Genomic DNA, 12,712 nt, shown 5'->3' with positions numbered 1-12,712 from the left:
ACGTTCCGGAGCGCGCTCATGAATCACAAGTTCGGTATTGCCCTCGCGGGCCTCACCCTTGGTGCCGCGGCTTTCGCGCAGACCAAGTGGGACCTTCCCACCGCCTACCCGGCGACCAACTACCACACCGAAAACATCACGCAGTTCGCGAAAGACGTGGACGCCGCCACCGGCGGCAAAGTCAAGATCACGGTGCACGCCAACGCCTCGCTGTTCAAGGCGCCCGAGATCAAGCGCGCCGTGCAGAGCGGCCAGGCCCAGGCCGGCGAGATCCTCTTGGCCAACTACGCAAACGAAAACCCGATCTACGCACTCGACGGCGTGCCCTTCCTGGCTACCACCTACCCCGAATCGAGAAAGCTCTACGACGCCTCGAAGCCCGCCATGGAAAAGCTGCTCGCGGCGCAGGGCATCAAGGTGCTGTTCGTGGTGCCGTGGGCGCCGCAGGGCATCTATTCCAAGAAAGAGATCAGCTCGGTGGCCGACCTGCGCGGCATCAAGTGGCGGGCCTACAGCCCGGCCACCGCCAAGATCGCGGAGCTCATCGGCGCGCAGCCGGTGCAGATCCAGCAGGCCGAACTCAGCGCGGCCATGGCCACCGGCGTGATCGAAAGCTACATGAGCTCGGGCTCGACCGGCTACGACACCAAGACCTACGAGCACATCAAGAACTTCTACGACACGCAGGCCTGGATTCCCAAGAACGCGATCCTGGTCAACGCCAAGGCCTTCGATGCGCTCGACGCCACCACCAAGGCCGCGGTGACCAAGGCCGCCGCCGACGCCGAAGTGCGCGGCTGGAAGGTCGCGCAGGAAAAGAACGAGGAGTACAAGCGCCTGCTGGCCGAGCGCGGCATGAAGGTGCACAGGCCCTCGCCCAAGCTCGATGCCGACATGCGCCAGGTCGGCGGCATCATGCAGGTCGACTGGCTCAAGGCCGCCGGCCCCGATGGCGCGGCCATCGTCGACACCTACAAGAAGAAATGATGAAGCCCCCACGCTCATCGCTTCGCGTATCGCTGCCCCCCGAGGGGGCGCAGGCCTCCCTTGGGGCGGCACGGCGGGAGACCTGAGCCATGCGCCGCTTTCTCGACCGCCTGTATGACGGTGCAGGCGCGCTCGGCGCGCTCTGCGTGTTCCTGATCTTCGTGCTGATGATCCTGGCCGGCGTGGGCCGGCAGATGAACTGGCATGTGAGCGGGCTCAACGACGTGGTGGCGTGGCTCTGTGCCGCCGCCGCGTTCTTCGCGATGGCGCATGCCTTTCGGCATGGCGACTTCGTGCGCGTGACGCTGCTGCTCGAAGCCGTGCCCCCCAAGACGCGGCGCGTGCTCGACGTGATGTGCCTGCTGGTCGCGGCGGTGTCGGTGTCGTACCTCACCTACTGGGCCACCAGCTTCACGTACGAGAGCTACGAGTTCGCCGAGATGGCGACGGGCCTCGTGGTCATTCCGATCTGGATTCCGCAATCGACCTTCGTGATCGGCTGCTGGCTGCTGCTGATCGCCATGGTCGACGAGCTGGTCGGCGTGGTGCGCGGCGACAAGCCCAGCTACCAGCGCGCCATCGAGGAACGCCACGCCGCGGGCGACTTCTCCTCCGACGTCTGAGCCACAACTACCACCACAACAACAGCAACACAACAGCGACAAAGACACCCGATGTTCGAAAACCTCTGGATGGGCGCGCTGCTGCTCGGGATCATGCTGCTGCTCCTGGCGGGCGGCGTGTGGATCGCGATGACACTGGCCATCGTCGGCTGGGTCGGCCAGGCCTTCTTCACCAACACGCTGCCGGGCAAGAACCTGTTCTCTGCCTTCTGGGAAAGCAATGCGAGCTGGGAGCTCGCGGCGCTGCCGCTGTTCATCTGGATGGGCGAGATCCTTTTCAGAACCAAGCTCAGCGAAGAGATGTTCGAAGGTTTGCGCCCGTGGCTCAACCGCGTGCCGGGCCGGCTGATGCACACCACCATCCTCGGGTGCGGCGTGTTCGGCTCGGTCTCGGGTTCGTCGGCGGCCACCTGCGCGACCATCGCCAAGGTGGCGCTGCCCGAGCTCAAGCGCCGCGGCTACAACGAGAAGCTGGCCATAGGCTCGCTCGCCACGGCGGGCACGCTGGGCATCCTGATTCCGCCGTCGATCACGATGGTGGTGTACGCGGTGGCGGCCGACGCCTCGATCATCCGCATCTTCCTGGCCGGCTTCCTGCCGGGCTTTCTGCTGATGCTGCTGTTCTCGGGCTACATCGGCTGGTGGAGCCTGCGGCACCCCGACCAGGTGCCGCCGGCCGATCCGCCGACCACCTTCATGGAAAAGATCCGCCTCTCGGGCAACCTCATTCCGTGCGCGCTGCTGATCGTCTTCATCGTGTGGGTGCTGGTGGCGGGCTGGGCCACGGCCACCGAGTGCGCGGCCTTCGGCGTGCTGGGCTCGCTGGCCATCGCGGCGTGGGGCCGCAGCCTCACGTGGAAGAACTTCAAGGACGGCATCATGGGCGCCACGCGCACCAGCTGCATGATCATGTTCATCCTGGCCGGCGCGGCGTTCCTCACCAAGACGATGGCCTTCACCGGCATTCCGCGCGAGCTGGCCGAGTGGGTCGACAGCATGCACCTGTCGCCCTACGCGCTCATCGGCGCGCTGGTGCTGGTGTACCTGGTGCTGGGCACGGCGCTCGACGGCATCTCGATGATCGTGCTGACCAGCACGGTGGTGCTGCCGATGATCCAGAAGGCGGGGTTCGACCTGATCTGGTTCGGCATCTTCATCGTGCTGCTGGTCGAGATCGCCGAGGTCACGCCGCCGGTGGGCTTCAACCTCTTCGTGCTGCAGAACATGACCGGAAAAGACAGCAACGTGATCGCCAGGGCGGCCATTCCGTTCTTCTTCTGCCTCGTGCTGTGCATTGCGCTCATCACGCTGTTCCCCAGCATCGTGACGATCCTGCCCGACCTCGTCATGGGCCGCGAGAAGTAGGCCCGGCGGGCTCTACCGGGCCGCTTGCGGATAATCGCGCCCATGCTGCTGAACGCCCTCGTCATCTGCCTCGCCGCCTGCGTCGGCGCCCTCCTGCGCTGGGGTTTCGCGCTCTGGCTCAACCCGGGCAGCGTCATCCCCTGGGGCACGCTCGCGGTCAACCTGATCGGCGGCTACCTGATCGGGGTGGCCATCGGCTTCTTCAGCGGCCTGCCCGACATCAACCCTGCGTGGCGGCTCATGGTCATCACCGGCTTCCTGGGCACGCTCACCACCTTCTCCAGTTTCTCGGCGGAGGTGGTCGGCATGCTCGTCGGCGGCCGCTTCGGGCTGGCCCTGGGCACGATCGCGCTGCACCTGGGCGGCTCGCTCTGCATGACCTGGCTGGGCCTGCGCACCGTGCAGGCCTTCTCGGGTTGACCGCTTCATGAAAACCGCCTGATGTCCTGCGGTTATAGATAGAAGGCATATCAGGGTCGATCGATAGAATTAACCACAATGCCCCTGGTCTTTCTCGTCGCCCTCCCCTTCATTGCCAGCGTGCTGGCCGCGTTGATGCCGTCCAACGCGCGCAACAGGGAGTCGACGCTTGCGGGGCTCGTCGCACTCGGCTGCGCCATCCAGGCCGCATGGTTCTTTCCGCAGATCGCCCATGGCAAGGTGCTGCGGCAAGAGATCGAGTGGCTGCCGGCCCTGGGCCTGAACCTCGTGTTCCGCATGGACGGCTTTGCATGGCTGTTCTGCATGCTGGTGCTGGGCATCGGCGCGCTGGTGGTGCTCTATGCGCGCTACTACATGTCGGCCTCCGACCCGGTGCCGCGCTTCTTCTCGTTCTTCCTCGCGTTCATGGGCGCGATGATGGGCGTGGTGCTCTCGGGCAACCTCATCCAGATGGTGCTGTTCTGGGAGCTCACCAGCCTGTTCTCCTTCTTGCTGATCGGCTACTGGCACCACCGGCGCGACGCGCGGCGCGGCGCGCGCATGGCGCTCACCGTCACCGGCGCGGGCGGGCTTTGCCTGCTGGCCGGCGTGCTGGTGCTGGGCCGCATCGTCGGCAGCTACGACCTCGACGTGGTGCTGGCCTCGGGCGACCTGATCCGCGCGCATGCGCTGTACCCGGTCGCGCTGGTGCTGGTGCTGCTCGGCGCCTTCACCAAGAGCGCGCAGTTCCCGTTCCACTTCTGGCTGCCGCGCGCCATGGCCGCGCCCACGCCGGTGTCGGCCTACCTGCACTCGGCCACGATGGTCAAGCTCGGCGTGTTCCTCATGGCGCGGCTGTGGCCCGTGCTGTCGGGCACCGAGCAGTGGTTCTGGATGGTCGGCGGCGCCGGCGCGATCACGCTGCTGCTCGGCGGCTTTGCCGCGATGTTCCAGCGCGACCTGAAGGCGCTGCTGGCCTACTCGACCATCTCGCACCTCGGGCTCATCACGCTGCTGCTGGGCCTGAACAGCCCGCTGGCGGCGGTGGCGGCGGTCTTCCACGTGATGAACCACGCGACCTTCAAGGCGTCGCTCTTCATGGCGGCCGGCATCATCGACCACGAGACCGGCACGCGCGACATCCGCAAGCTCAGCGGCCTGATGCGGTTGATGCCGATCACGGGCACGCTGGCCATCATCGCCAGCGCCTCGATGGCCGGCGTGCCCTTGCTCAACGGCTTTCTCTCGAAGGAAATGTTCTTCGCCGAGACGGTCTTCATCCAGGCCACGCCCTGGGTCGATTTCAGCCTGCCCGTCATCGCCACCCTCGCGGGCATCTTCAGCGTGGCCTATTCGGCGCGCTTCGTGTTCGACGTGTTCTTCGGCCCGCCCTGCGGCGACGACGTGCCCAAGCACCCGCACGAGCCGCCGCACTGGATGCGCGTGCCGGTCGAGCTGCTGGTGCTGCTGTGCCTGGTGGTGGGCGTGGCGCCGGCCTGGTCGGTCGGTCCGATGCTGGCGGCCGCCGCCACGCCGGTGGTCGGCGGCACGCTGCCCGACTACAGCCTGGCCGTGTGGCACGGCTTCAACCTGCCGCTCCTGATGAGCTTCGTGGCGCTGGCGGGCGGCGCCGCGCTGTACCTGCTGCAGCGTCGGCGCCGCGCGGCGGGCGGCCTCGAGAACACGCCGCTGCTGCACCGCTTCGACGGCCAGGTGATCTTCGAGCACCTCATTGCGCTGCTGAGCGAAGCCGGCCGGCGCAGCCGCCGCCTCTTCGGCACCAAGCGCATGCAGTGGCAGTTGCTGCTGCTGGTGGTGGTGGCTATCGCGGGCGCGACCGCTTCGCTGTGGCTCACGCCCGCCGCGCCCGGTACGCGCGAGTTGTTGCCCTTCTCGCCGATGTTCGCCATGACCTGGCTCATCGGCGGCACCTGCGCGGTGGCGGCCGCGTGGCAGGCCAAGTTCCACCGACTGGCGGCGCTGATGCTGGCCGCGGGCGCGGGCCTGGTCTCTTGCGTCACCTACATCTGGTTCTCGGCCCCCGACCTCGCGCTGACCCAACTGGTGGTCGAGGCCGTGACCACCGTGCTGATCCTGCTGGGCCTGCGCTGGCTGCCGATGCGCAGCAAGGACGTGGTGCAACCCGCGCGCGCACGGCTCAAGCCCTGGGGCCGCCGCGGCCGCGACCTGCTGATCGCCGCCATCGCAGGCAGCGGCATGGCCGCGCTGGCCTGGGCCATGATGACGCGCACCTTCCCGCAGAGCATCTCGCCCTTCTTCCTCGAGCGCGCGCTCACCGAGGGCGGCGGCACGAACGTGGTCAACGTGATGCTGGTCGACTTCCGCGGCTTCGACACCTTCGGCGAGATCACCGTGCTGGGCATCGTGGCGCTCACGGTGTATGCGCTGCTGCGGCGCTTCCGCCCCGCCATCGAATCGATGGCGCTGCCGATCCAGCAGCGGCTGCAGGCCGACGACGGCAGCAGCGACCTGCTGAACCCGCGCCGCGCCAAGGACACCGCCGTCGGCTACCTGATGGTGCCGGCCGTGCTGGTGCGGCTGCTGCTGCCGATCTCGGTGCTGGTGTCGGTCTACTTCTTCATGCGCGGCCACAACGCGCCGGGCGGCGGCTTCGTCGCGGGGCTGGTGATGTCGGTCGCGCTGGTGCTGCAGTTCATCGTGTCGGGCACCGAGTGGGTGGAAGAGCACCTTCGCATCTACCCGCGCCGCTGGATCGCCATCGGCCTGCTGCTGGCGCTGGCCACCGGTGGCGGGGCGGTGTTCTTCGGCTACCCGTTCCTCACCACGCACACCGCGCACCTGCACCTGCCATTGCTGGGCGACGTGCACGTGCCCAGCGCCCTCTTCTTCGACATCGGCGTGTTCGCGCTGGTGCTCGGCGCCACCATGCTGATCCTGACCGCGCTGGCCCACCAGTCGATCCGTAGCCACCGCTGGGCCGACGAGCAGGCCGAAAAAGAAGCCGAAGCCGCCGCCGCAGAGGGAGGAGCCCGCTGATGGAAATCGTGCTCGCACTCGCCATCGGCGTGCTCACCGGCTCCGGCGTCTACATGCTGCTGCGCCCGCGCACCTTCCAGGTCATCATGGGCCTGACTCTGATCTCGTACGCGGTCAATCTCTTCATCTTCAGCATGGGGCGGCTCAAGGTCGACAGCGAGCCGGTGCTCATCAAGGGCCTGACCGCCACGCTGGCCAACACGGCCGACCCGATGCCGCAGGCACTGGTGCTCACCGCCATCGTGATCGGCTTCGCGATGACGGCGCTCTTCCTCGTCGTGATGCTCGCCTCGCGCGGCCTCACCGGCACCGACCACGTGGACGGTGAAGAACGGCAGGAGGCGGAGTGAAAGAAATCTTCCACCTGCTCGACCAGTTGCTCGAGTTCAGCATGCCGCATCTCGTGGCGGTGCCGATCCTCGTGCCCATGCTCACGGCCGCGCTCATGCTGCTGCTGGGCGAGAACCGCCGGCGCGCCAAGTCGGCCCTGAGCGTGGTCTCGGGCCTCGTCGGCCTGCTGGCCGCGCTGGCGCTGCTGCGCTGGGTGAACGCGCCCGACACCGGCGGCGGCCCCGGCTCCATCGGCGTCTACCTGCCCGGCAACTGGCGCGCGCCCTTCGGCATCGTGCTGGTGGCCGACCGGCTTTCGACCATGATGGTGGCGCTCACCGGCGTGATCGCCTTCGCCGCATCGATCTACTCCACCTCGCGCTGGGACCGCGCGGGCGTGCACTTCCACCCGCTGCTGCAGCTGCAGCTCATGGGCCTGAACGGCGCCTTCCTCACGGGCGACCTGTTCAACCTGTTCGTGTTCTTCGAGGTGATGCTCGCGGCCTCCTACGGCCTGCTGCTGCACGGCTCGGGCCGGCTGCGCGTGCAGGCAGGGCTGCACTACATCGCGATCAACCTCGCGGCCTCCTCGCTGTTCCTGATCGGCGCGGCCATCCTGTACGGCGTGACCGGCACGCTCAACATGGCCGACCTGGGCATGCGCATCGCCGAGCTCGCGCCGGGCGACCGCGGCCTGGTGCACGCGGCCACGGCGATCCTCTTCACCGCCTTCTTCGCCAAGGCGGGGGCATGGCCGCTCAACTTCTGGCTGGTGCCGGCGTACAGCTCGGCGGTCTCGCCGGTGGGCGCGGTGTTCGCGCTGCTCACCAAGCTCGGCGTCTACACCGTGCTGCGACTGTGGACGGTGCTCTTCGCGCCCGACACCGGCGCATCGGCCGCCTTCGGCCAGCCGGTGCTGGTCGGCGCGGGCATCGCCACGCTGTTCGTGGCGGCCATGGGCATCGTCGGCACGCAGCGGCTGTCCAACCTCGCGGGCTTCAGCGTGCTGATCTCGGCCGGCACGCTGCTCGCCGCGGTGGGGCTGGGACAGCCGGCCGTGTGGGCGGGCGCGCTCTTCTACATGCTGAGCTCCACCCTCGCGGTGAGCGCCTTCTTCCTGCTGATCGACATGATCGAGCGCTGGCGCAACGCCGGCATCAGCGTGGCGCCGCACGAGGCCGCGGGCAACGCGCCCTTCCTGGCCGAGGACCTGAGCGCGCTGAGCGACGTGAACCTCGACGACGATGCACAGGCGCTCTACGGTCGTGCGATCCCGGCCGGCGTCGCCTTCCTCGGCCTGAGCTTCATGATCTGCACGCTGCTGCTGACCGGCCTGCCCCCGCTGTCGGGCTTCGTCGGCAAGTTCGCGATGCTCTCGGGGCTGATGGGCGGCAGCGGCGCGATCGGCACGGCCGGTTGGATCTTCCTGGTGCTGCTGATCGCCTCCGGCTTCCTCGCCCTGATCGCGCTGACCCGCACCGGCATCCGGCATTTCTGGACCCAGCCGCATGGCAACCTCCCTTCGCTGCCCGCGCTCGAGGTGCTGCCGGTGGCCGGGCTGATCGTCGCCTGCATCGCGCTCACCGTCTGGGCCGAGCCGGTGCTTCGCCACGCGATGGCCACAGCAGAGGGCCTGCGCACGCCCACGGCCTACCGTGCAGCGGTGATGGAGGCACGGCAGGTGCCCAACCCCGTGCCGGCTGCAAAGGCCGACGACAAGGCCGAAGGAAAGGGCGGCACGCCATGAGACGCCTGATCCCCTCTCCGCCCCTGTCCCTGGCGCTGCTCGTCATCTGGCTGCTGCTCAACCAGTCGCTCGAGGCGAGCACGCTGCTGACGGGCGTGCTGCTCGCCATCGCCGTGCCGCTGCTGACCCAGAGCCTGCGGCCCGCCACGGTGCGCATGCGCCGCCCCGGCGTGGCGCTGCGACTGTCCGCCGTCGTGCTCTACGACATGTCGGCGTCGGTGTTCGCGGTGGCGCGCGCGCTGCTCACGCGCCGCAGCGAACGCATCCAGGCGAGCTTCGTGCGCATACCGCTCGACATGCGCGACCCCAACGGCCTCGCGGTGCTCGCGATGATCATGTGCCTCACGCCCGGCACCGCCTGGGGCGAGCTGGCCTTCGACCGCAGCACCCTGCTGATCCACGTGTTCGACCTTGAGGACGAGGCGGCCTTCATCGCGCAGATCAAGACCCGCTACGAACGTCCGCTGATGGAGATCTTCGAATCATGACGCCCATCCTTTTCTGGTCGCTCAAGTTCGCGCTGTTCCTGCTGGCGGTGGCCATGCTCTGCGCCGTCGCTCGCCTGCTGATCGGCCCCTCGGCGCAAGACCGCGTGATGGCGCTGGACTGCCTCTACATCAACGGCATGCTGATGATGCTGGTGCTCGGCATCGTCTACGCGAGCGACGTGTACTTCGCCGCCGCCATGCTGATCGCGCTGTTCGGCTTCGTGAGCTCGACAGCCATGGCCAAGTTCCTGCTGCGCGGGGAGGTGATCGAATGAGCGCCGCGCCAAGCCGCCCCATGCAAGCCCACGCTGCGGTGCGAAGCACGGAGGTATTCCGATGAACGACTTCATCGCGGGCCCGCTGCCGCTGTGGGCCCAGATCGTCACCGCCGTCTTCGCGGTGCTGGGGGCGGCGTTCGCTGCCATTGGCTCCTTCGGCCTTGTGCGGCTGCCGACCTTCTTCAGCCGCATCCACGCGCCCACGCTGGGCGCCACCGGGGGCGTGTGGTCGATGACGGTCGCCACCATCGTGTACTTCTCGGCGCAGGGCCACAGCCTCTCGCTGCACGGGGTGCTGATCGTGCTGTTCGTGGCGCTCACCACGCCGGTCACCACCATCTTCCTGATGCGCGCCGCCTTGTTCCGCGAACGGCAGAAGAACAGCGACGTACCGCCGCCCTCGCCTTCGGACCAGGGCCCGATTCCGCCCTACGAGGGCTGACCGAAAGAAGGCTGCCGCGAAATCACGCGGCCAGCAGCCGCGCCTTGGCCTGCGCCACTTCCACCTCGCGCGGCAGCGTCACCGCGTTCTTCACCGCCAGGATCTCGGCCATGACGCTCACCGCGATCTCGGGCGGCGTCTTGCTGCCGATGTAGATGCCGATCGGCCCGCGCAACCGTGCGAGCGACTCGTCGGTCTGGTCGAAGTGCTCGATCATCCGCTCGCGCCGCGCATCGGCATTGCGCCGCGAGCCGATGGCGCCGACGTAGAAGGCTTCGCTCTGCAACGCTTCGAGCAACGCGAGGTCGTCGAGCTTCGGGTCGTGCGTGAGCGCGACCACGCAGCTGCGGCGGTCGGGCTTGAAGGCCAGCACCGCGTCGTCGGGCATCTCGGTCGTGATGTGCACGCCGGACAACGACCATGCGGTGCGGTACTCGGCGCGCGGGTCGCACAGCGTCACGGCAAAGCCGCTGAACTTGGCCATGGTCGCGAGGTACTCGGCGAGCTGGCCGGCACCGATCAGCAGCATGCGGTACTCGGGGCCGAAGGTGTTGGTGAGCTCGGTGTCGTTCACCGTGAGTTCGTCGGGCGCCGTCGCTTCCGCGAGTTCGACGACCCCGCTGGCCAGCGCGACCGTGCGCCGCATGAGCCGGCCCTGTTCGAGCTGCGTCACCAGCGTATCGAGTGCATCGGCGTCGGGCGCGTATTCGAGCAGCAGCTCCAGCGTGCCGCCGCAGGGCAGGCCGAAGCGGTGCGCCTCGTCGGCGGTGATGCCGTACTTGACGAGCGCGGGCGGCGCGCCCAGCGGCACGTCTTCGCCCTTGCCATGGGCATGGCTGTAGCGCGCGATCAGGTCGTCTTCGATGCAACCGCCCGAGACCGAGCCGACCACCGCGCCGTCTTCGGCCAGCGCCATGATCGAGCCGACCGGCCGCGGCGACGAGCCCCAGGTGCGCACCACGGTGGCCAGCAGCGCACGCTTGCCGGCGCGCCGCCAGTCGCGCAGCGTGCGCAGCACCATGACGTCGAGGTTTTCCATGGCGCGACCTGCGGCTAGCTGGCGTCGCCCGGCGTGGCGGGCGCGTCCTTGTCGTCTTTCTTGCCCAGGCCGATCTTCTTCATCAGGCCCGACATGACGCCGGTTTTTTCCGCCGGCGCCTCGGTCGCTTCCGCGCCGGGCGCGGGCGGCGGACCGTAGCGGCTTTGCATTTCGGCCTCGAAGCGCTTGAAGAAGTCGTCGGCCGTGGACTTGGCCGCGCCGTCGATCAGGCGCTGGCCGAGCTGGGCGATCTTGCCGCCGACCTGGGCCTGCACGGTGTAGTCGAGCTCGCAACCGGCCGGAGGCGAGGCGGCCCCGGCTTCATGGGCAATGGCGGCGTCGGCCTGCACGTCAGCCGTGACAGCCGCAGGAGCGGCTGCACCGGCCAGCGGCTTCAGCGTGACGCTCGACGAGCCCTTGGCAAAGCCGGCCACGCCGCCCTGCCCCTCGAAGGTGAGCTTGTAGCCATCGGGCGCCACGATGTCCGACAGCATCACCTTGCCGTTGAACTTGGCCGACACCGGGCCGATCTTGACCGCGAGCGCGACGCTGTAGGTGTTGTCGCCCGTCAGTTCGAACTTGTCGCAGCCGGGAATGCACTTCTTCAGCGTTTCAGGGTCGTTGAGCGCTTCCCAGGCCTGTTGTTGCGTGACGCCGAGATGGCGGTTTCCGAGCATTTCCATCGTGTCTTCCTTGGTTCTGTCTGGCTGGCGTTGCGGGTGTGGCTGGCCTGGCTGGCCCGGCTATCGGCCGGACCGCATGAGGGCCGCGAGGCTGGCGGCCAGCTGTTCGAGCGCACTGAGATTGTGGACCGCCAGCATCGCGTCCGCTTGCCGGTGCAGCACGCTGGCCCCACGCGCCAGAGGGGCGTAGCCCTCGAAGCGCAGCAGCGGGTTGAGCCACAGCAGGCGGCGCGAATGGCGCTTGAGCCACAGCAGTTCGTCTTCGAGCATGGCGGGCTCGCCGGTGTCCAGCCCGTCGCTGATCACCAGCACCAGCGTGCGGCGGCCGATCAGGCGGCGGGCGTGAGAACGGCGCAGCTCGGCCAGCGAACTGCCCAGCCGCGTGCCGCCCGCGAAATCGTCGATGGCAAGGCTCGCGGCACCGAGCATCGCATCGGTGTCGGCCAGCCGGAAGGCCGGCGTCAGGTCGGTCAGCCGGGTGCCGAAGGCGAACACGTCGCGCCGACCGGCCCGCCGCGTGGCCGCGTGAAGAAACGCGAGCAGCAGCCGCGCATAGCGCTCCATCGAGCCCGACACATCGACCAGCACCAGCAGCGGCAAGGGCTGCTCGCGCCGGGCCAGCCGTGGCAGGCGCAAGATCTCGCCGCCGGTGCGCGCGGCTTCGTGCAGCACGCCGGGCCAATGCATGCGCGCATGCTGCTGGCCCGCATCGCTGGCCACGCGCAGGCGGCGCGAGGGCAGCGCGGGAATGGGCAGGCGGATGTCGCGGGCCAGCCGCTCGACCAGCCGGTACTCGGAAGCGCCGAGCGCGTTGAAGTCCGCATGCTGCAGGCGCTGGCGGTCGCTCGATGTCATGGCGGCATCGAACTCGACCTCCTTGTCGGGCTTGGCCGCGAGCGCGGGTTGGGCCGGGTCGCGCGGTGCGGTGAGCGCCTCGCGCACGCGCGGCCGCCGCTTCGAGGGCTCGGCCTTGCCCTCGGCGCTGGGCAGCATCTGGGCGAGCAGCTTGTTGGCCAGTTCGGGGTCGCGAAACCACGCGTCGAACAGCTCGCGGAACACCATGCGGTCTTGCTCGCGGCTCACCATGACGGCTTCCATCGCGGCACTCAGGTCGAGCTTGTCTTCGACGCCGATCAGCGTGGCGGCCTCGGCGGCGAGCGCGATGCGCATGGCGTCGGTGCGCACGCCCGCACGGCGCAAGGCGCGGCCGAAGGCGGTGATGTTGCCAGCGAGCTTGCCGCTGCGGACGTCGCCGAGTTGCTGGATGCCGGTCATGCGATGGATGGCGCCGC

Annotated in this window: 13 protein-coding genes; 10 read left to right on the top strand and 3 right to left on the bottom strand. The window is 68.5% G+C overall.

Annotated features, from left to right (window positions below):
- Window positions 1-18 precede the first annotated feature (18 nt).
- From ACGLHS_RS00985 to mnhG, 10 genes are all read left to right on the top strand, one after another.
- Window positions 19-987 (top strand): TRAP transporter substrate-binding protein, encoded by a 969-nt coding sequence (locus ACGLHS_RS00985; protein ID WP_394476050.1) that lies wholly within the window; start codon window positions 19-21, stop codon window positions 985-987.
- 89 nt (window positions 988-1,076) lie between these two features.
- Complete coding sequence (locus tag ACGLHS_RS00980) at window positions 1,077-1,610, top strand: TRAP transporter small permease (protein ID WP_093236790.1); 534 nt, start codon at window positions 1,077-1,079, stop codon at window positions 1,608-1,610.
- Window positions 1,611-1,661: 51 nt separating this feature from the next.
- On the top strand, window positions 1,662-2,975 hold the full coding sequence (locus ACGLHS_RS00975; protein ID WP_394476047.1) for a TRAP transporter large permease: 1,314 nt from the start codon (window positions 1,662-1,664) through the stop codon (window positions 2,973-2,975).
- 42 nt (window positions 2,976-3,017) lie between these two features.
- Entirely contained in the window at window positions 3,018-3,395 is a 378-nt protein-coding gene (gene crcB / locus ACGLHS_RS00970; protein ID WP_093236789.1) for a fluoride efflux transporter CrcB, read from the top strand.
- A gap of 78 nt (window positions 3,396-3,473) precedes the next feature.
- A complete protein-coding gene (locus tag ACGLHS_RS00965; RefSeq protein ID WP_394476044.1) occupies window positions 3,474-6,413 on the top strand; it encodes a monovalent cation/H+ antiporter subunit A in 2,940 nt (979 codons plus the stop codon).
- Entirely contained in the window at window positions 6,413-6,763 is a 351-nt protein-coding gene (locus tag ACGLHS_RS00960; protein ID WP_093236787.1) for a Na+/H+ antiporter subunit C, read from the top strand. The genes ACGLHS_RS00965 and ACGLHS_RS00960 overlap by 1 nt, the downstream gene beginning before the upstream one ends.
- Before the next feature lie 41 nt (window positions 6,764-6,804).
- The gene (locus tag ACGLHS_RS00955) at window positions 6,805-8,490 is read left to right on the top strand and encodes a monovalent cation/H+ antiporter subunit D (RefSeq protein ID WP_394478132.1); all 1,686 of its coding nucleotides are present in this window, start codon (window positions 6,805-6,807) and stop codon (window positions 8,488-8,490) included.
- On the top strand, window positions 8,487-8,978 hold the full coding sequence (locus ACGLHS_RS00950) for a Na+/H+ antiporter subunit E (RefSeq protein ID WP_394476041.1): 492 nt from the start codon (window positions 8,487-8,489) through the stop codon (window positions 8,976-8,978). Before ACGLHS_RS00955 ends, ACGLHS_RS00950 begins: the two co-directional genes overlap by 4 nt.
- On the top strand, window positions 8,975-9,253 hold the full coding sequence (locus ACGLHS_RS00945; protein WP_019654754.1) for a K+/H+ antiporter subunit F: 279 nt from the start codon (window positions 8,975-8,977) through the stop codon (window positions 9,251-9,253). Before ACGLHS_RS00950 ends, ACGLHS_RS00945 begins: the two co-directional genes overlap by 4 nt.
- Window positions 9,254-9,314: 61 nt before the next feature.
- Window positions 9,315-9,698, top strand: coding sequence for a monovalent cation/H(+) antiporter subunit G (gene mnhG, locus ACGLHS_RS00940; RefSeq protein WP_093236785.1), 384 nt, complete (start codon window positions 9,315-9,317; stop codon window positions 9,696-9,698).
- Between the two features lie 22 nt (window positions 9,699-9,720).
- Here the strand turns inward: mnhG and ACGLHS_RS00935 are convergent, their stop codons facing one another.
- Genes ACGLHS_RS00935 through ACGLHS_RS00925 form a run of 3 tightly spaced genes read right to left on the bottom strand, consistent with a single transcriptional unit; the run spans window position 9,721 to window position 12,695 of the window.
- Window positions 9,721-10,737, bottom strand: coding sequence for an XdhC family protein (locus ACGLHS_RS00935; protein WP_093236784.1), 1,017 nt, complete (start codon window positions 10,735-10,737; stop codon window positions 9,721-9,723).
- Window positions 10,738-10,751: 14 nt separating this feature from the next.
- A complete protein-coding gene (locus ACGLHS_RS00930; protein WP_394476037.1) occupies window positions 10,752-11,420 on the bottom strand; it encodes a CoxG family protein in 669 nt (222 codons plus the stop codon).
- Window positions 11,421-11,480: 60 nt separating this feature from the next.
- Entirely contained in the window at window positions 11,481-12,695 is a 1,215-nt protein-coding gene (locus tag ACGLHS_RS00925) for a VWA domain-containing protein (RefSeq protein ID WP_394476035.1), read from the bottom strand.
- Window positions 12,696-12,712: the final 17 nt, after the last annotated feature.

The organism is Variovorax sp. VaC1 (assembly GCF_043658315.1).
Taxonomy (GTDB): domain Bacteria; phylum Pseudomonadota; class Gammaproteobacteria; order Burkholderiales; family Burkholderiaceae_C; genus Variovorax.
The sequence above is the reverse complement of the archived record's forward strand: the minus strand, read 5'-3'. Positions and strand labels throughout refer to the sequence as shown.

What these genes read in the sequence shown, in the direction of transcription:
- ACGLHS_RS00985 (WP_394476050.1), top strand. Translation starts at nt 19, where the DNA reads ATGAATCACAAGTTCGGTATTGCCCTCGCGGGCCTCACCCTTGGTGCC.
- ACGLHS_RS00980 (WP_093236790.1), top strand. Translation starts at nt 1,077, where the DNA reads ATGCGCCGCTTTCTCGACCGCCTGTATGACGGTGCAGGCGCGCTCGGC.
- ACGLHS_RS00975 (WP_394476047.1), top strand. Translation starts at nt 1,662, where the DNA reads ATGTTCGAAAACCTCTGGATGGGCGCGCTGCTGCTCGGGATCATGCTG.
- crcB (WP_093236789.1), top strand. Translation starts at nt 3,018, where the DNA reads ATGCTGCTGAACGCCCTCGTCATCTGCCTCGCCGCCTGCGTCGGCGCC.
- ACGLHS_RS00965 (WP_394476044.1), top strand. Translation starts at nt 3,474, where the DNA reads ATGCCCCTGGTCTTTCTCGTCGCCCTCCCCTTCATTGCCAGCGTGCTG.
- ACGLHS_RS00960 (WP_093236787.1), top strand. Translation starts at nt 6,413, where the DNA reads ATGGAAATCGTGCTCGCACTCGCCATCGGCGTGCTCACCGGCTCCGGC.
- ACGLHS_RS00955 (WP_394478132.1), top strand. Translation starts at nt 6,805, where the DNA reads ATGCCGCATCTCGTGGCGGTGCCGATCCTCGTGCCCATGCTCACGGCC.
- ACGLHS_RS00950 (WP_394476041.1), top strand. Translation starts at nt 8,487, where the DNA reads ATGAGACGCCTGATCCCCTCTCCGCCCCTGTCCCTGGCGCTGCTCGTC.
- ACGLHS_RS00945 (WP_019654754.1), top strand. Translation starts at nt 8,975, where the DNA reads ATGACGCCCATCCTTTTCTGGTCGCTCAAGTTCGCGCTGTTCCTGCTG.
- mnhG (WP_093236785.1), top strand. Translation starts at nt 9,315, where the DNA reads ATGAACGACTTCATCGCGGGCCCGCTGCCGCTGTGGGCCCAGATCGTC.
- ACGLHS_RS00935 (WP_093236784.1), bottom strand. Translation starts at nt 10,737, where the DNA reads ATGGAAAACCTCGACGTCATGGTGCTGCGCACGCTGCGCGACTGGCGG.
- ACGLHS_RS00930 (WP_394476037.1), bottom strand. Translation starts at nt 11,420, where the DNA reads ATGGAAATGCTCGGAAACCGCCATCTCGGCGTCACGCAACAACAGGCC.
- ACGLHS_RS00925 (WP_394476035.1), bottom strand. Translation starts at nt 12,695, where the DNA reads ATGACCGGCATCCAGCAACTCGGCGACGTCCGCAGCGGCAAGCTCGCT.